This window comes from Nocardia yunnanensis (assembly GCF_003626895.1).
GTDB classification, from domain to species: domain Bacteria; phylum Actinomycetota; class Actinomycetes; order Mycobacteriales; family Mycobacteriaceae; genus Nocardia; species Nocardia yunnanensis.
Genome location: NZ_CP032568.1, coordinates 6,739,458 through 6,756,951 on the forward strand (window position 1 = coordinate 6,739,458; position 17,494 = coordinate 6,756,951).

Below are 17,494 nucleotides of genomic sequence, written 5' to 3' on the forward strand. Positions count from 1 at the left end.
GTGACGGGGGTCACTGCGAGACGGTCAGAATTGGGAGATCCGACAGGGCGCCGCCGGTGATCAGGCGCTCCAGCAGGTCGGGGTCGAGGTGCTTCTCCATCATGTCGGCGAGCAGGTCGAGCTGATCGGCGCGCACCTGGGCGACCGAAACATCCTCGGCGACAACGAAACCGGTGCGGCCCGCGCGCCGCGCCACCTGCCGCAGCCAGGTGCGGCGAAACTCGTCCGATTCCAAGGCTCCGTGCAGATGCGTGCCCCAGATCGATTCGCGCACACTGCCTTCGGCGACGCCGTCGAGTTCGAACCAGGGACGCTCGCCGTGGCGGGTGACGCGTCCGTGGTGGATCTCATAGCCGTGCACCGGGAGATCGGTATCACGGCAGGACCGGTCATGATCCCGGACACGGCCGCCGGCGCGGCGCAACACCTTCGGATTCGCGAACTCGATCTCGAGGTCGAGCAGGCCCAGGCCGGGGACGGTGCCCGCACCGGATTCGACCGGGTCGACGATGGTGCGGGCCAGCATCTGGTAGCCGCCGCAGATGCCGAGGATGGGCTGTTCGGCGGCCGCGCGGGCGGCGAGGGCGTCGGCGATTCCGGTGCGGCGCAACCATTCCAGATCGCTGACGGTGGATTTGCTGCCGGGGACGACCACCAGGTCGGCTCCCGTCAGCCGGGACGGGTCACTCACCCAGCGGACGCTGACCCCGGGCTCGCAGGCCAATGCCTCCACGTCGGTGGAGTTGGAGATGCGCGGCAGGCGGATGGCCGCGACGGTCAGCCACTGCGAGCCCAGCGGTGGGCGGGAGCGCCCGACCGGGGCGTCGGCGACGGTGCCGAGGGAATCCTCCGCATCGATCCAGAGGTCCTCGGAAAACGGGAGGACGCCGAGGGTGGGCCGCCCGGTGAGCGCGGTCAGCTGATCCAGTCCCGGGCGCAGCAGCTCCACATCACCCCGGAACTTGTTGACGATGAAGCCCGAAATCAGCCGCTGGTCTTCGGGTTCCAGAATCGCGACGGTGCCGAACAGATGCGCCAGCACTCCCCCGCGATCGATATCGCCGACCACCACCACCGGGAGATCGGCCGCGCGAGCCAGCCCCATGTTCGCCAGATCGGTGGCGCGCAAGTTGATCTCGGCCGGCGAGCCCGCCCCCTCGCAGATCACCACATCGAATTCCGCACGCAGCGAAGCCAATTCCTCCGCCACGATGGCCCGCAACGCCGTCCGATGCCGGAAATAGTCCTGGGCCCCGACGGTATCGACCGCCTTACCCCGCACGACGAGTTGTGACCGCCGGTCACTGCCGGGTTTGAGCAGCACCGGGTTGAACCGCACGCTCGGCTCGAGCCCGCACGCCCGAGCCTGCAACGCCTGCGCCCGCCCGATCTCCCCGCCGTCGAGGGTGACGACGGAGTTGTTGGACATGTTCTGCGCCTTGAACGGCGCGACGCGCACCCCGCGCCGCGCCAGCATTCGGCACAGGCCCGCTACGACAACGCTTTTGCCCGCGTCGGAGGTGGTGCCCGCGATCAGCAGCGCACCTTTCACCGCGTGCTGTACTCCGCTCGGGGGCGGTAGACGTAGTGGTCGCGGCCGCTGCTGGTGTAGGCGTCGCGGTTGACGTACTCGTCGCGGGTGTCGGGGGCGGCGTCGGACTTGTCGGGGTCGTCGACCGGGCGGCCGGCCGAGAGTTCGACGTGGCGGCGCATGGTGGCGCGCATGACGTCGAGGCCGGCGTCGCGCGGGTTCGGGGGCAGGAAACGCGAGGGCTTGCGGCGGGGGCCGCGGGAGCCGACGCCTCGGGTGGGGACGCCCCGCTGGGGCATGGCGATTTTCACGGCAGTGTCAGAATCTCGGCGCCTTCGTCGGTCACGACGAGGGTGTGTTCGAATTGGGCGGTCCACTTGCGGTCCTTGGTGACCACGGTCCAGCCGTCGTCCCAGATCTCGTAGTCGATACCGCCCAGATTGATCATGGGCTCGATGGTGAAGGTCATGCCCGGCTCGATGACCGACTCCACGGCGGGCTGGTCGTAATGCAGGATGACCAGGCCCGAATGGAAGGTGGGCCCGACACCGTGGCCGGTGAAGTCGCGCACCACGCCGTAACCGAAACGGTTGGCGTACGCCTCGATCACGCGGCCGATGACATTGAGCGCGCGACCCGGCTTCACGGCCTTGATGGCGCGCAGGGTGGCCTCTTCGGTGCGCTCGACCAGCAACCGCACCTCCTCGTCCACATCGCCGGCGAGGAAGGTCTTGTTGGTGTCGCCGTGCACGCCGTCGATGAAGGCGGTCACGTCGATGTTCACGATGTCGCCGTCCTCGATCACCGTCGAATCCGGGATGCCGTGGCAGATGACCTCGTTCAGCGAGGTGCAGCAGGATTTCGGAAAACCCTTGTAGCCCAAGGTGGACGGGTAGGCCCCGTGATCGCACATGTACTCGTGCGCGATGCGATCCAGTTCGTCGGTGGTGACGCCCGGGGCGACGGCCTTGCCGGCCTCTTCCAACGCCTGTGCGGCGATCTTGCCCGCGATCCGCATCTTCTCGATGGTCTCGGCGGTCTGCACCCAGGGCTCGTGTCCCTCCTGGGCGGTTTTCTTCCAGACGTACTCGGGTCGCTCGATGTTCTTGGGGACCTCGCGTATGGGCGACTGCTGCCCGGGTACGAGGGGCTTGCGGGTGCGCACAGACATGACTACCAGACTATCTGCCGGTCCGAATGCTGAGATTCCCAGGTCCGAGTACGCGGGGAATCATTCCGGACCACGGTCCGTTTAAGCTGTCGGTTGACTTGGAAACAAGACAGGAAGAGGGCAACGGCCGTGGAACTGGGACTGACGACATTCGCGGAAACGCATCCCGTCGGCGGGGATGGCCCGGTGCCGACCGCGGGCGAGCGGCTGCGGCAGGTGGTCGAGGAGGCGGTGGCCACCGAGGCCGCCGGGCTGGACGTGTACGGCGTGGGCGAGCATCACCGCAAGGACTTCGCGGCGTCCGCGCCGGCCATGGTGCTGGCGGCCATCGCCTCGCGGACCGAGCGGATTCAGCTCACCAGCGCGGTGACGGTGTTGAGCTCCGCGGATCCGGTGCGGGTGTTCCAGGAGTTCTCGACGCTGGACGGGCTGTCCCACGGCCGGGCCGAATTGATGGCCGGGCGTGGGTCGTTCATCGAATCGTTCCCGCTGTTCGGCTACGACCTCGCCGACTACGACGAGCTGTTCGAGGAGAAGCTGGCGCTGCTGCTGAAGATTCGCGAGGAGGGGCCGGTCACCTGGGAGGGCAAGTTCCGGGCGCCGCTGACGGACGCGATCGTGTATCCGCGCACCGAGGACCGGCCGCTGCCGGTGTGGATCGCGGTGGGCGGCAGCCCCGAATCCGTGGTGCGCGCCGGGCTTTTGGGGCTGCCGCTGGCCATCGCCATCATCGGCGGGCAGCCGGCGCGGTTCAAGCCGCTGGTGGAGCTGTATCACCGCGCGCTCGACGAGGGCGGGCATCAGCCGCAGCCAGTGGCGGTGCACGCGCACGGCTATATCGCCGATACCGACGAGCAGGCCGTCGCGGATTTCTATGCGCCTTATGCGCGGGCCATGTCCGGTATCGGGCGGGAGCGCGGCTGGGGGCCGATGAACCGCCAGCAGTTCGATGCGCTGCGGTCTCAGAGCGGGTCGCTGTTCGTCGGCACGCCGGATTATGTGGGCGAGAAGATCGCCGACGTCCGCGAGACTTTGGGGCTGGATCGGTTCATGCTGCACACCAGCGTCGGCACCCTGCCGCACGAGAAGGTCCTGCACAACATCGAATTGCTCGGCGCGAAGGTCGCACCGCAATTGGGCTGAGCGGCACTAGGTGTGGATTCCGGCCAAAAGCACGCCGGAATGACGAAGGAAATGACGGGGGGAAGTCGGCCCGGTCGTGAGACCGGGCCGAAGTCATGTCGGGGGTGCGCCGAAGGCTGCTAGCAGCATGTCGGTGAGTTGGTCCAGGTAGTTCGGGGCGGTGGGGTTGCCGCCGAGCATGACGTGCAGGAACAGCGGGCCGCCGATGAAGTCCAGGGCCAGTTCGGTATTCAAGGTTTCGGGGAGTTCGCCGCGGGCGATGGCGCGGTGCAGGAGTTGGACGATTTTGGCGCGGCGGGACTGGCCGATGCCCATTGCCAGGACTTCGCGCAGGGCGGGGGCGCGGACGGCTTGGGCGAGCAGGTCCGGAATGATGCGGGCGGCAAGGGGATTGGTGAGGCCGGCGCCCATGACGCCGAGCAGGGCGCGCAGGTCGCCGCGCAGGGTTCCGGTGTCGGGCGGGTCGGCGGCGGCGATGGCCACCTCGGAGATGAGTGCGGTGACCAGGTCTTCCTTGGTCGACCAGCGGCGATACAGGGTCGGCTTGCTGACGCCGGCGCGCCGGGCGACCGCCTCCATCGACAGCCTGCCGTAACCCGCCTCGGCCAGTTCTTCGAAGGCCGCGGCCCGGATCGCGGCGGTCACCTGCGGCTGCATGACCGCCGCGCCCGCGGGCTTGCGTGCGCTCGAACCGGATTCCTCGCTCATGGTCCCGGAGTCTATCAACGACGAAACGGTTGCGTTTCGTCGTCGGTGGGCCTACCGTTCCAGCCATACGACGAAACGGTGTCGTATCGACGTAAAGGACGAGGTAGAAGCCATGAAGTTCCTCTTCGACGACGAATCCTTCGACTACGAGACCCTGCGCGCGGCCGGGTTCGCCTGCTACGGCGGCGCGGAGCTGGGCGAGGTCATCACCACCGCGCGCCGCATTCCCGACGGCGACGAGTCGGCCTGGCTCACCGAGTGGGAGGCCACCGCCGACCGGGTGCGGGCCATCGGCGAATCCGCCGCGCAGGCCGGGCACCTGGTGAGCGCCCGCGAGGCGCTGCTGCGGGCGTCGAACTACTACCGCACCGCCGAGTTCTACCGCCGCGACGATCCGGCCCACGACCCCAAGGCCCGCGAGTTGTCCCGGCTGGCACGCGAAACCTTCTGGGCCGCCGCACAACTCATGGAAACCCCGGTGATCCCGGTGTCGATTCCCTACGCGGACACCACGCTTCCCGGCTACCTCTACCTGGCCGACGACACGGGGGCGCAGCGCCCGACCGTCCTCTTCAACAGCGGCTTCGACTCCACCCTCGAGGAGTCGTATTTCGCGCTGGCGGCGGGTGCGGTGGCGCGCGGATACCACGTGCTGGCGTTCGACGGCCCCGGCCAGGGCGCGGTCATCCGCGAGCAGGGCCTGACCTTCCGCCACGACTGGGAGGCGGTGATCACCCCGGTGGTCGACTTCGCGCTGACCCGCCCGGAAATCGATCCGGCGCGAATCTCGTTGTTCGGCTACAGCCTCGGCGGCTATCTGGCCGCGCGCGCCGCCGCGTTCGAGCCCCGCCTGGCCGCGCTCATCCTCGACGACGGCCTCTACGACTACCACGCCGCGCACGAGCGGATCATGCCGCCGTTCCTGTCGGAATGGATCGCGCAGGGCCGCGACGAGGAGGCGAATGCCGTTGCCGCCCTGATGATGGCGGTCAGTACCACCACGCGCTGGGCGCTGCGCAACGGCGTGTGGACCTTCGGCGCGACCTCCCCCGCCGACTACGTCCGCCGCACCGCCGACTACACCCTCGCCGGCATCGCTGACAAGATCCAGTGCCCGACACTGGTTTTCGAAGCCGAGAACGACCTCTTCTTCAAGGGCGAGGCTCCCCGCGTCTACGAGGCACTGACCTGCAAGAAGGAACTGATCGTCGGCACCGAGGCCGACGGCGCGGGAGAGCACTGCCACACCGGCGCGATCCTGCTCACCCTCCAGCGCCTGTTCGACTGGCTCGACGACACCCACGCCGCGGCGTAAACCCCAGCGCAGCAGTGAATGTCGCCGGCGCCAGCCGCACGGCTGGAGCTCAGTAGTCGCGCAGCGTCGCCTGGAATGCGATGCGGTCGCCGCGGTAGAGCGAGCGCACGCGTTCGATGGGGGTGCCTTCGGCGTCTACGCTGCGGCGGTGCAGGAGCAGCATCGGGAGGGCGGTGGTGCATTCCAGCAGGGCGGCTTCGCGGGGGGAGGCCAGCATGGTCTCGATGCGTTCGGTGGCGGACATGTAGACGATGCCGTGGGAGCGGGTGGCGGCGTAGAGGGATGTGGTGGGGTCGTAGAACTCGCGCAGGAAGGCGAAGCGGGGCAGCGGCATCCAGGTGGATTCCAGGCCGATGCGTTCGCCGTCGGCGAGCAGGACGCGTTCCAGATGAGCTACCAGCGTGCCCGGTTCGACGCTGAGATCCGCGGCGACGTCCGGCTCGGCGGGCACATCGGTCCAGCCGACCAGCAGACGACCGGGCGTGCGGCCGAACTTCAACGCCCCCTCCGTATAGGAGCGCAGCGACAAGGGCTGCACCATCTTCGGGCGCGAGACCACGGTGCCGCGGCCCTGACGGCGAATCCTCCCCTCCACCAGCAGTTCTCGCAGCGCCTGCCGGACGGTCTCGCGGGCGACGCCGCAGCGCAGCGCGAGTTCGCGTTCCGAGGGCAGCTGATCGCCCTCGGCGAGTTCGGCCAGCAGCGCTTCCAGTTCCGCGCGTACGCGATACGACTTCGGCAGGCGCGCATTGGCCGCGGAATCGGTGGCCGCACCGGGGTTCTCCCCCGCCGGACGGCCGGGCATCGATCGGCTTTCCACCCCGGTGGCCTCCCTCGTGTCCATGGCCCCAGCGTACACAGAATTGGTCTATACCAATTATTAACCCAGCGTTTCCACACGAAACACTCCTAGGTCTAGACCATTGCCCAGGATGTTGGTCATGCGATTGGTCATCATCGGCGGAGGGATCCTCGGCACCGCCCACGCGCTCGCCGCCATCGGACGCGGCCACCACGTCGTCCACCTGGAACGCGAGGTGGAGGCGCGCGGCGCGACCGTGCGCAACTTCGGGCTGGTGTGGGTGTCCGGACGCAGCGCCAATGAACTGGAACTCACGCTGCGCTCCCGGCAGCTGTGGGAGGAGATCGGCGGCAAGGTGCCGGGTGTGGGCTTCCGGCCCGCGGGCTCGATCACCCTGGTGCGCACCGAGAACGAGCTGGCCGTGGCCGAAGCCGCCGCCGCTGCCCCCGCGGCCGCCGAGCGCGGTTTCGAACTGCTCGAACCCGAGCGGGTGCGCGCGGTCAACCCCGCCCTGCGCGGCAAATTCCTTGCGGGCCTGCACTGTTCGACCGATGCGGCTGTCGAGTCCCGGCAGGCGCTGCCGGCGCTGCGCCGCTATATGGAAGCCAGCGAACGCTATACCTTCTTCGCCGGCACCGAGGCGCGCACCGTCACCGGCACCACCGTGATCGACGATCGCGGCCGCCGCCACGAGGGCGACCTGGTGCTGGTCTGCCCGGGCGCCGCGCACTCCGGCCTGACTCGTGAACTGGTGGGCGATATTCCGGTGCGCCGGGTGCGGCTGCAGATGATGCAGACCGCTCCCCTGGGCGAACCGCTCACCACCGCCGTCGCCGACGGCGACAGTTTCCGCTACTACCCGGCCTTCGCGGGCCCGGAGCTGGATCGCCTCAATCGCGAAGAGGCGCAGCCGTTCACGGCCGCCCAGCACAAGATGCAGCTGCTGGCCGTGCAGCGCCTGCACGGCGGCCTCACCATCGGCGACACCCACGAATACGACGAACCGTTCACCTTCGACGTGGACGAGGCGCCCTACGAGCACCTCACGGGCGTGCTGGAGGAACTGCTGGGCCGCAAGCTCCCGCCGATCGTGCGGCGCTGGGCGGGCGTGTACAGCCAGTCCATCGATCCCGGCACCATCGTCACCCGCGCGCAGGCCTCCGAGCACGTCTGGGTGGTCACCGGTCCCGGCGGCCGCGGCATGACGCTGGGCCCCGCCATCGGCGAAGAGACCGCCGACCTGCTCTCGCTCTGAGCCACGATCAAAGGAAACACTGTGTCCGACAAGCAGATCGATCTCGCGGTGCTGGATATGGCCGGCACCACCGTCAGCGACGACGGCCTGGTCATCCGCTCCTTCGAGCGCGCCGCGACCGCGGCCGGCATCCCGGCGGAGGGCCCCGAGCGCGAGGCCGCCCGGCAGTACGTCATCGACACCATGGGCCAGTCCAAGATCGTCGTCTTCCGGGCGCTGACCGGTGGCGACGAGGAGCGCGCCCAGGCCGGTAACGCCGCCTTCGAGGCCGCCTACGCGGAACTGGCCGCCGAAACCGGCGTCACCCCGATTCCCGGTGCGGCCGAAGCCATTTCCGAGCTGCGCGCCGCGGGCATCAAGGTGGCGCTGACCACCGGGTTCAGCCGCGAGACCCAGGACATCCTGCTGAACGCGCTGGGCTGGAACGACATCGCCGACCTGACCCTGGCCCCCTCCGACGCCGGTCGCGGCCGCCCCTACCCGGATCTGGTGCTGACCGCCGTGCTGCGGCTGGGCATCGACGCCGTGGTTCGCGTTGCGGTGCTGGGCGATACGGCCAGCGATATCGGCACCGGGCTGTCGGCCGGGGCTCGCATCGTGGCCGGAACGCTGACCGGCGCGCACGACGAGCAGCAGCTGCGGGCCGCCGGCGCGACCCATGTCGTGGAGTCGGTCGCCGAGTTCGCGCGGCTGCTGCTGGCCGAGCGCGGCTAGAGACCTCCGCCGCCCGAGCGCGGCGGCCGGAGTACCCCCCGTTCCTTCGATTCGACCGTCCCCTGAACGAAAGTGCAGTCACCGTGCGTAATACGAACAACCGCCTCGCACGCAATATCGCCCGCACCGCCCTCATCCTGACCTCCGCCACCGCGGTCGCCTTCGGCCTGACCGCCTGCGGCGGCACCGGCAGCGACGCCAAGGACGGCAAGACGGTCACCGTCTACTCCGTCGACGGTCTCGGCGACTGGTACAAGCCCGCCTTCGAGAAGTTCAAGGCGCAGACCGGCATTACGGTCAACGAGGTCGAGGCCGGGTCCGGCGAGGTCGTGAGCCGCGTGGAGAAGGAACAGTCCAACCCGCAGGCCGACCTGCTGGTCACGCTGCCGCCGTTCATGCAGAAGGCCGACAAGTCGGGTCTGCTGCAGGCCAGCGGCGTGGACACCGGCGCGGTCGCCGCCGCCGACAAGGACGCCAACGGCAAGTGGGTGTCGCTGGCGGGCAACTACCTGTGCTTCATCGCCAACCCGTCGGTCGACGCGTCCAAGCTGACCTGGGACGACCTGCTGAAGCCCGAATACAAGGGCAAGCTGCAGTATTCGACGCCCGGGCAGGCCGGTGACGGCACCGCGGTGCTGGTGCTGTTGCAGCAGCTGCAGGGCAAGCAGGGCGCGCTGGACTACCTGGGCAAGCTGCAGGCCAACAATGTCGGCCCGTCCTCCTCGACCGGCAAGCTGCAGGCCAAGACCGACAAGGGCGAGATCCTCGTCGCCAACGGCGATGTGCAGATGAACCTGCAGAGCATCAAGAACGGCTCCAAGTTCAACGTCTTCTTCCCGGCCTCGGCCGACGGCAAGAAGTCGACCGTGTCGCTGCCGTACCTGATGGGCATGACCAAGGGCGCGCCGCACTCCGACGCCGCCAAGAAGCTGCTGGAGTTCCTGCTCTCGGCGGACGTGCAGAAGACGCTGCCCGACACCTTCGCCGTCCCGTCGCGCACCGATCTGGCCAACGCTCCGGCCACCGGCAACGGCCCGTCCTCGGCCGCGACCATCAAGGACGTCACGGTCCTGCACCCCGACTGGACCACGGTGCTCGACGGCCTCGACGCCGACGTCGCCGCCTACACCAAGGCCACCGGTAGCTAGGTCCGGCCCGAAACCCCAGGAGCAGCAACCATGTCCTCCCCGACGACGACATCCGCGGTGGCCGCCGCCGCCACCGCCGAACCCGCCATCGTGTTCGACCGGGTCGGTGTCAGCTACGGCCGTGGCCGCAAATCCATTGTCGCACTGGCCGATTTCAATCTGCGGGTCGCCGCCGGGGAGACGGTCGCGCTCCTGGGACCCAGCGGTTCGGGCAAGTCCACCGCGCTCAAGGCGCTGGCCGGGTTCGTCCGGCCCACCGCGGGCACGGTGCGGCTGGCCGGCCGCGACGTCACCGACCTCTCGCCCGCCAAGCGCGGCATCGGGGTGGTGGTGCAGTCCTACGCGCTGTTCCCGCACATGCGGGTGCACGACAATGTGGCCTTCGGGCTGAAGGCGCATCGGGTGCCGCGCAAGGAGATCGGCGCGCGGGTCGCCGAGGCCCTGGAGATGGTCGGCATGGGCGACTATGCCGCGCGGCTGCCGCGCGAGCTGTCCGGCGGGCAGCAGCAGCGCGTCGCCATCGCGCGGGCGCTGGCCATCCGGCCCAAGGTGCTGCTGCTCGACGAACCGCTCGCGGCGCTGGACGCGCAGCTGCGCCAGAACATGCTCGGCGAGCTGCAGCAGCTGCGAAAAGCGTTGCCGGACACCGCGATGCTGTACGTCACCCACGATCAGTCCGAGGCGCTGGCCCTGGCCGACCGCATCGCCGTCATGCGCGACGCGCGACTGGTCGACATCGACACCGCCCGCAACCTGTGGCGACAGCCCGCCACCGAATTCACCGCGTCCTTCCTGGGCGGCGCGAATCTGCTTGCCTGCGAGGTGAAGCACGTCTCCGGCACCGCGGCCCTGGTCACCGTCGGCGAGCACACGTTGCGCGCCGAGGCCCCCGCGCCGGGTATCGGACGCCCCGACTGGGTCCCGAACGCCGAGGCCCAGCTGTGCGTGCGCCCGCATACCGTCGCGATCGTCGCGCTCACCGGACGAGACGCCCTGCGCGCCACCGTGCGCACCAGCGTGTGGAAGGGCGCGTCCACCCGCCTGCACCTCGAGGTCGCGGGCCTGCGCGAGGAGCTGACCGCGGACGTCCTGGGCCACACCGACTTCGCGCCCGGCGACCACGTCGGCGTTCGTTTCCCCGACCCGGCCGGCGTGCTCATTCCGCCGGGCATCGGCACCCACGCCGCCGCCGACGGCGAGGCCCGCGCATGACCGCCCTGCTCGAATCCCCTGCCGAGGCAGCGCCTTCCGAACCTCCCCCGCCGGGACGGTCGTGGCGGCCGGTGCTGTGGACGCTGCCGCCGGTGCTGGTGGTGCTGCTGATCGCGGTGTATCCGATCGTGCGAGTCCTGATGGAGTCCACCAAGGCCAAGTCCGGGCGCGGGACCGATACGTGGTCGCGGGTGCTGGGGGAGGAATCGTTCCGAAATGCGCTGTGGCGCACCGTGACCATCGCGGTGAGCTCCACCCTCGGCTGCCTCGCGCTGGGCACATTCCTGGCGATCGTGCTGGCGTTCGTGCCGTTTCCGGGTTCGCAGCTGGTGGGACGGCTCATCGACTCGGTGCTGACACTCCCGTCGTTCCTGGTGACGCTGGCCTTCACGTTCCTCTACGGGACCGCGGGCGCGGTGAACGCGTTGATCGGGCAGCTCACCGGCGGCACCGAACCGGTCATCGATTTCCTCGGCACGCCCTGGGGTGTCGTGCTGGCCGAGGTCACCTTCTTCACGCCGTTCGTGGTGCGGCCGCTCTTGGCGGCGTTCGCGCAGCTGCCGCGCGACCAACTCGACGTGGCCGCCAGCCTGGGGGCCTCGCCGTGGCGGGTGCTCGCGCGGGTGGTCATGCCCGAGGCGTGGCCGGCGCTCGCGGCGGGCGGCAGCCTCACCCTGCTGTTGACGCTCAACGAGTTCGGCATCGTGCTGTTCACCGGCGCCAAGGGCGTGCTCACGCTGCCGGCGCTGATCTACACGCGCGGCATCGTCACCTTCGATCTGCCGGGCGCGGCGGTGCTGGCCTCGGTGCAGGTGCTGCTGTCGCTGAGCCTCTATCTCGGATACCGACTGCTGTTCGCGCGCCTCACCGGCGCGCGCAAGGAGAGCTGAATCATGCTGGTGTGGACCGGACGCGGGCGGGCCGCGGTGCTGGCGGTGTTCGCGGTCGTGGTCACCGTGGTGTTCGTCGCGCCCATCGCGACCGTGGTCGCCGCGGCGCTGGCCGGACGCTGGACCGGGCCGCTGCCGTCCCGGCTCGGGTTCGCCAATTTCGACAAGGTGCTCTCCGGCGAGGAGTCCGCGAGCCTGTCGGTCAGCCTGCAGACCGCGTTGCTGGCCGGATTGCTCTCGCTGGTGCTGGGCACCTGGGCGGCGCTGGCGTCGCGGGAGGCGCCCGGCCGGCTGCGGCGGCTCACCGACGCGGTGTTCCACGTGCCGGTGGCGGTGCCGTCGGTGGCGATCGGGCTGGGTGTGCTGATCACCTTCAACGAGCGGCCGCTGCTGCTGGGCGGCACCAAATGGATTGTCATCCTGGCGCATACGGTGCTGGTGCTGGCGTACGCGTTCAGCGGTGTCAGCGCGGCCCTGGACCGGCTCGACCCCGGCTACCGGCAGGCGGCCGAATCCCTGGGCGCGGGACCGGTGCGGGTGCTGACCCGGGTCACGCTGCCGCTGCTGCTGCCCGCACTGGGCGCGGCCGCCGGTCTGGCCGTCGCGCTGTCGATGGGCGAGCTGGGCGCGACCGTCATGGTCTACCCCGCCACCTGGAAGACGCTGCCGGTCAGCATCTTCGCGGCCACCGACCGCGGCGAGGTCTTCGACGCCGCGGCCAGCACCACCCTGCTGGTGCTGGTCACCCTGCTCGCCCTGGTCGTCCTGGGCCGCTTGAAAGGTCGTGCGGCGCTGCGCTGACCTCCGGGTCCGGGCGGAGCCGACCGCACCACACCGCTGACCGCGCATGAGGGGACGGTCAGCGGTGTCTTGCGTTTTTGCCCGGGCGTGGCGGACAGTGGACCGGTATGCTCGCCGAGTTACCGCAGTGGATCGTGATCGTTGAGTTACCGTTCGGGCGGGGGAAGTTCGATGGTGGTCGTCGCAGGGTTGTCCGGTGAGTCGTACGACGTGGACAACGAACCCTTTTACGCCGCGGGCAGCCGCTCGGTGCAGTATCTGTGCCGTGATCCGCAGGGCCGGCAACGCCTCTACAAGATCTTGCGCACCCCCGTCACCGCACCGGACGCCATCGAACGGGCCCGGCAGCTCATGCTCATCGGGCGGCAGACGGTCCTGAACCTCGACGCCGGCGGGACCGGGCACGCCGCGGAGGCCGTCAACTGGCCCATCGATCTGGTGGTGCACGACGGGGTGCTGGCGGGCACGGTGCTGCCGCTGATCCCCATGGACTATCTGCTGCCGGACGGGCGGCCGCGCACCCTCGATCAACTGTGGGCCGCGCCCGGGCAGAGCGCGGCGTATTTCCGTGCGGGACTTGCCATTCGACTCGCCGACATCGTCCGGGCGCTGGAGGAGCGGCAGCTGATCCACGGTGAGCTGACCGCCAAGAACGTGCTGTGGCAGCAGGCCGCGCCGCTGGCCTACGTCATCGACACCGGCGGGCTGACTCCCGTCGACGCCGCCTACGACCGGTACAAGGACCGCCACGATCTCGCGGCGCTGCTGTCCGGCATCCTGTTCCTCGACGGCGGTATGGCGGCCCCGGGCATGGCGCCGCGCGGGCCGATGCTGCCCGCGGACCTGGATCCGCGGCTGCGGGCCCTGTTCGATCGGGCCTTCGGCGCCGGCGGATTCGGCCCGGACGCCCGGCCTTCCGCCGCCGAGTGGAGCGATGCGCTGCGCGCCGTGTACCTGACGCCCGATGGGACGAACTATCTGCCGGAGCCGCTGGCGGTGCTGGATCGGCACACCGGGCAGCACCCGGCCAGCGCGCCCGCCCTGCCGACGGTCGCCATGACCGCGCCGACCGGGTGGCCGCCGGCTACGCAACCGGTGGGGTATGCCTCGGGGCCGCAGCCGCTGTACTCGCCCGCACCGCAACCCGGCAACTCCAATACCGCGCTGAAGGTGATCCTCGGTGCGCTGCTGGTGGTGCTGGTCATCGCCCTGGCGGTCGGCGCGGTGGTGCTCACCCGCAAGGACTCCAAGAACGACGCCGGCGGCTCCACCACGACCACGATCGCCACCACCACGACGACTTCTCCCCCGACCAGCACCTCGGCGAAGTTCGACGTCGGCACCCTCAACCAGCAGACCACCGACAAGACGCCGTTCACCGCCGACGCCCTGCTGCCGCCCACCTTCACCGACAGCAAGAACGTGGTCTACACCCGCACCTCCTCCGGCGCGAAGGACTGCATCTCCAGCAATATGTCGCAGAACGTGAAAACCGCGCTGCAGAACAACAATTGCCAGCAGATGATGACCGGCGTCTACCTGGATCCGTCCCAGACCATCCTGGTCTCCATCGAGGTGTTCGCCTTCCCCTCCAACACCCAGTCCGACGCCGTCTACTCCGGCCTCAAGGGCCAGAACCAGACCTGGGACGTGTGGTGCCCCACCGACGGCACCGGCGCCTCGGTCTGCAAGGCCGACCTCACCACCATGTTCGCCGCCACCTACTCCAGCTGGGGCCGCCAGCAATACCGCTACCTCTACGAGTCCTACGCCCTCTACATCAACCTGACCCAGGACGCCTCCCTCGAACCCAACCTCGACGCCGCCGCCCACACCTGCGTCCAATCCGTCGGCCCCGACAACTACTGGAAAACCCGCTGACCCTTGCACTTTGGACGTCCTGCGTTGGTTGCCCGCCAAGGCTTTCGGCGTTCGAGTAGTTGGGCCGGTACCCGGGGATTCGGGTACCGGCCCAACTGTTCTTCGGGTGAGGGATCAGGTCCCCGAAGGTCGGGTGCTCGCTAGGGGGTGGGGAGGGCGGCTGTGGCGGCGAGCAGGGGGCGGGCGTGGGTGTCGTCGGTGGCCTGGATGAGGCCGGCGGCGAGGAGGTGGGCGGCGGCCAGCTGGACGGCCGAATCCTGCAGAGCGGTCAGGGTTTCGGTGAGGGCGTGGGCCTTGGCCTCGAAGCCGGCGCGCAATTGATGCGCGGAGTCGAAGTCGCCGACGCCGGTCAGGGTGTGGGCGGCGTGGCTGTCGGCGATGCGCGGGTCGAGCGCGTCGGCGAAGCGCAGAAAGTTCGCGGCGCACTTGCGCGCGGTAGCGGTATCCAGCCGGAAGACCCCGGTCCGGGCCTGCCGGTAGAGCTCGGCGGCGGTTGCCTCGCCCGTGTTCATGATCGAACTCCTCCCCGCGCATCGAAGAAATCCCGAATACACACGCACAATTGTGAAATGCACATAGTGCGAACGAACTCCGGGCGCTCCGCGACAAATCCGCGTGACGCGGCAAAGCTCAGGGCGGGCGTGCCGCGCCAGTCGACCACGCGGCACGCCGGGCGGGGCGCCCCGTTGCGCCCGCCGTCTTGGGGCGGGCGACGTCCTACGGTTCGAGCGAGCTATTGGTCCGATAGCCGCACTCGGGCTGACGTCACCGCTGACGAATCAACGATTCGGTAGCAATACATCAATTGTGTCAATGCATTTGGAATCATTGTTCTGGTAAACGGCGGCGGCCACCGGCCACGTCGATTACGAGATCAGTGTAGCCGTCAACCAGTTCGGCAAGATGGTACCAGTGTTTATGGGTGTTATCACTGGCCGCGCCTTCATGATCTATCACCTGATTGGCTTCCACCCAGCTCCGGGCCATGCGGTCCACCACCGCGCCCAGGCTCTCGGTGTGCAGCCGCGAACCGTTGCGGTGTTGCGGCAGTTCCTGTTCCACCCAATCGTTGATATCGTCAACGAGTTCTTCGCGCCGGCAATCGATCTCGCCGATCATCATGGGATCCCGCACCTGGGCACGACGTTCGTGCAGTTCGGCGAGAGCGTGCGCCGACCGCAACAAAACTCGATCTTGAAATCTTCGCCCCTGGAAGGCGCAGAGCAATTGCGGAGCCGTCGGAAGCACCCCGGCTATGGACATGGTCATCGCGACTCCCCATACATACCCGACAGCATCACTAATCGCACCAACATGATTGGTCTCCGGATTCAGCTATACCGGTCATCGGATCGGTTGTACACGAATAGGCTAGCTGGATCATGCTCTTACAAATGCAAGAACGCAATACTGCGTTCTTGCAAGTGCGACAGGGTGAAAGGGTTGTCATGGCAGGCAAGCGCACCGTGCTTACCGTCCGTTTGCGGCGGCTCGCCGCGATGCTGCACGAGATGCGCGAGAACGCGCAGCTCAGCAAGGAGGTGGTCAGCGCGAAGACCGGCATCAACGTCACCACGCTGTACCGCATCGAGACCGCGCAGGCCCGGCCGCAACGCCGCACCCTCACGGCCATGCTGGATCTCTACGGCATCACCGACCCGCAGCGTTCAGATGCCTTGCAGTTGCTGGTGGATGCGCTGCGACCCGGCATGGCGCGCTCCTTCGAGGACGCCGTCTCGGAGGTCTACGGCGCCTACATCAACTTCGAGGCCGAGGCGCTCTCGGCGCGGTTCTTCCAGTCCACCTACATCCCCGGGCTGCTGCAGACCGAGGCGTACGCCGCCGCCGTCTACCAGACCACCATGCCCAAGGTGTCGGATCAGGTTATCGAGCAACGCATCCGGGCTCGGCAGGAGCGTTCCAAGGTGCTGGTCAAGGATGATCCGCTGGAGCTGTGGGTGGTGCTCGACGAGGCCGTCATCCGGCGGCTGGTGGGCGGCCCGGAGGTGATGAGTCAGCAGTTCAGCCAGCTGCTGTGGCACACCGAGAAGCGCAATGTGATCCTGCAGATCCTGCCCTTCGACGCCGGCGCGCACCCGGGCATGCTGGGCTCGTTCACGCTGCTGGATTTCCCGGATCCCGCTGACCCGGAACTGGTTTACGTGGAGGGCATCGCCAGCGACGAGCTGATCGAGGGCCATCCGGAGGTCCGCCGCTACGGCGTCATGTTCGATCAGCTGCGCGCCATGGCGCTGAGCCCGCGCGATTCCATCCTCATGATCCAGGAGACCATGGCCGGCCTGGACAAGACGATCGGCGAGCAATCTTGATCGCGGCGAGTACATGATCTTCCACCCACCCCAGGGTGGGTAGACCCGCACCCTCGGAGCGGAAACGGTCAGCACTGTGGTCGCTATCGACCGCGGCGCGTGGCGGCGAGAGTGGATACATACCGAACACCACCGCAACCGCCCCCTCCGAGAGGATGATGTTCGATGTGCAAGCCGGTCGAATCGCCCGCCGCCCTCGCGGTGACCACCGCCGACTGCGAACTCAGCACCGCGGAGCTCGACCGCTGGAGCAACCGCCTGGCGCGCATGCTGCTGCGCCTCGGAGCCCACCCCGGCGCGCGCATCGCGATCGCGGAGACCCCGCAGCTCGAGGCCATGGTGGCCCGGGTGGCCATCACCAAGACCGGCGCCACGCCGGTGCCGCTGACCACCGAGACCACGCTGGCGCGTGCCGATTTCGGCATCACCACCAAGGCCGGACGCGACCTGATCACCGATCCCAGCCGCTGGCTGGTGCTCGACGACCGGTCCACGCTGGTGGCCTACCTGACCGGCTCGGACGCCCCGCTCACCGAGTCGGAACTGCGTCCGGCGGCGCGACCGCAGCCGGTCCGCCAGGCCTCCTGACCGCC

Annotated in this window: 18 protein-coding genes; 11 read left to right on the forward strand and 7 right to left on the reverse strand. The window is 68.8% G+C overall.

Annotation, left to right across the window (positions count from 1 at the left end):
• Positions 1-10 precede the first annotated feature (10 nt).
• The 3 genes from D7D52_RS31550 to map are packed head-to-tail and all read right to left on the reverse strand — an operon-like array spanning position 11 to position 2,702.
• A complete protein-coding gene (locus D7D52_RS31550) occupies positions 11-1,552 on the reverse strand; it encodes a cobyric acid synthase (RefSeq protein WP_120742219.1) in 1,542 nt (513 codons plus the stop codon).
• Entirely contained in the window at positions 1,549-1,842 is a 294-nt protein-coding gene (locus D7D52_RS31555; RefSeq protein WP_120742222.1) for a hypothetical protein, read from the reverse strand. Before D7D52_RS31555 ends, D7D52_RS31550 begins: the two co-directional genes overlap by 4 nt.
• Complete coding sequence (gene map, locus D7D52_RS31560; RefSeq protein WP_120742224.1) at positions 1,839-2,702, reverse strand: type I methionyl aminopeptidase; 864 nt, start codon at positions 2,700-2,702, stop codon at positions 1,839-1,841. The genes D7D52_RS31555 and map overlap by 4 nt, the downstream gene beginning before the upstream one ends.
• A 129-nt stretch (positions 2,703-2,831) precedes the next feature.
• Between map and D7D52_RS31565 the strand changes: the two genes are divergently transcribed.
• Complete coding sequence (locus D7D52_RS31565; protein ID WP_120742226.1) at positions 2,832-3,845, forward strand: LLM class flavin-dependent oxidoreductase; 1,014 nt, start codon at positions 2,832-2,834, stop codon at positions 3,843-3,845.
• A 93-nt stretch (positions 3,846-3,938) separates the two neighbouring features.
• Here the strand turns inward: D7D52_RS31565 and D7D52_RS31570 are convergent, their stop codons facing one another.
• A complete protein-coding gene (locus D7D52_RS31570; protein WP_120742228.1) occupies positions 3,939-4,553 on the reverse strand; it encodes a TetR/AcrR family transcriptional regulator in 615 nt (204 codons plus the stop codon).
• A gap of 112 nt (positions 4,554-4,665) precedes the next feature.
• Between D7D52_RS31570 and D7D52_RS31575 the strand changes: the two genes are divergently transcribed.
• Entirely contained in the window at positions 4,666-5,868 is a 1,203-nt protein-coding gene (locus tag D7D52_RS31575) for an alpha/beta hydrolase family protein (protein WP_120742230.1), read from the forward strand.
• Between the two features lie 49 nt (positions 5,869-5,917).
• On the opposite strand, the gene D7D52_RS31580 is transcribed toward D7D52_RS31575, so the two are convergent.
• Positions 5,918-6,673, reverse strand: a complete 756-nt coding sequence (locus D7D52_RS31580) for a GntR family transcriptional regulator (protein WP_222932944.1) — start codon at positions 6,671-6,673, stop codon at positions 5,918-5,920.
• A gap of 136 nt (positions 6,674-6,809) precedes the next feature.
• Here D7D52_RS31580 and D7D52_RS31585 point away from each other — a divergent pair, with 136 nt between their 5' ends.
• The 7 genes from D7D52_RS31585 to D7D52_RS31615 all read left to right on the forward strand — a co-directional run bounded on the left by D7D52_RS31585 (position 6,810) and on the right by D7D52_RS31615 (position 14,571).
• Positions 6,810-7,925 carry a TIGR03364 family FAD-dependent oxidoreductase gene (locus tag D7D52_RS31585; RefSeq protein ID WP_120744618.1) on the forward strand — a complete coding sequence of 372 codons (1,116 nt, stop codon included), beginning with the start codon at positions 6,810-6,812 and terminating at the stop codon, positions 7,923-7,925.
• A gap of 21 nt (positions 7,926-7,946) precedes the next feature.
• Positions 7,947-8,639, forward strand: a complete 693-nt coding sequence (locus D7D52_RS31590) for a phosphonatase-like hydrolase (protein WP_120742234.1) — start codon at positions 7,947-7,949, stop codon at positions 8,637-8,639.
• Positions 8,640-8,722: 83 nt separating this feature from the next.
• Positions 8,723-9,787, forward strand: coding sequence for a 2-aminoethylphosphonate ABC transporter substrate-binding protein (locus D7D52_RS31595; protein WP_425464585.1), 1,065 nt, complete (start codon positions 8,723-8,725; stop codon positions 9,785-9,787).
• A gap of 30 nt (positions 9,788-9,817) precedes the next feature.
• A complete protein-coding gene (locus D7D52_RS31600) occupies positions 9,818-10,999 on the forward strand; it encodes an ABC transporter ATP-binding protein (protein WP_120742236.1) in 1,182 nt (393 codons plus the stop codon).
• Complete coding sequence (locus D7D52_RS31605) at positions 10,996-11,889, forward strand: 2-aminoethylphosphonate ABC transporter permease subunit (protein ID WP_120742238.1); 894 nt, start codon at positions 10,996-10,998, stop codon at positions 11,887-11,889. The genes D7D52_RS31600 and D7D52_RS31605 overlap by 4 nt, the downstream gene beginning before the upstream one ends.
• A gap of 3 nt (positions 11,890-11,892) precedes the next feature.
• Positions 11,893-12,690 (forward strand): ABC transporter permease, encoded by a 798-nt coding sequence (locus D7D52_RS31610; protein WP_120742240.1) that lies wholly within the window; start codon positions 11,893-11,895, stop codon positions 12,688-12,690.
• A gap of 171 nt (positions 12,691-12,861) precedes the next feature.
• Positions 12,862-14,571 carry an aminoglycoside phosphotransferase family protein gene (locus tag D7D52_RS31615; RefSeq protein ID WP_120742242.1) on the forward strand — a complete coding sequence of 570 codons (1,710 nt, stop codon included), beginning with the start codon at positions 12,862-12,864 and terminating at the stop codon, positions 14,569-14,571.
• A gap of 140 nt (positions 14,572-14,711) precedes the next feature.
• Here the strand turns inward: D7D52_RS31615 and D7D52_RS31620 are convergent, their stop codons facing one another.
• Positions 14,712-15,083, reverse strand: coding sequence for a hypothetical protein (locus tag D7D52_RS31620; protein WP_120742244.1), 372 nt, complete (start codon positions 15,081-15,083; stop codon positions 14,712-14,714).
• 313 nt (positions 15,084-15,396) lie between these two features.
• Entirely contained in the window at positions 15,397-15,756 is a 360-nt protein-coding gene (locus tag D7D52_RS31625) for a DUF4254 domain-containing protein (RefSeq protein ID WP_120742246.1), read from the reverse strand.
• A 263-nt stretch (positions 15,757-16,019) separates the two neighbouring features.
• Here D7D52_RS31625 and D7D52_RS31630 point away from each other — a divergent pair, with 263 nt between their 5' ends.
• Positions 16,020-16,901, forward strand: coding sequence for a helix-turn-helix domain-containing protein (locus D7D52_RS31630; RefSeq protein ID WP_120742248.1), 882 nt, complete (start codon positions 16,020-16,022; stop codon positions 16,899-16,901).
• Between the two features lie 165 nt (positions 16,902-17,066).
• Positions 17,067-17,489 (forward strand): AMP-binding protein, encoded by a 423-nt coding sequence (locus D7D52_RS31635; protein WP_120742250.1) that lies wholly within the window; start codon positions 17,067-17,069, stop codon positions 17,487-17,489.
• Positions 17,490-17,494 lie beyond the last annotated feature (5 nt).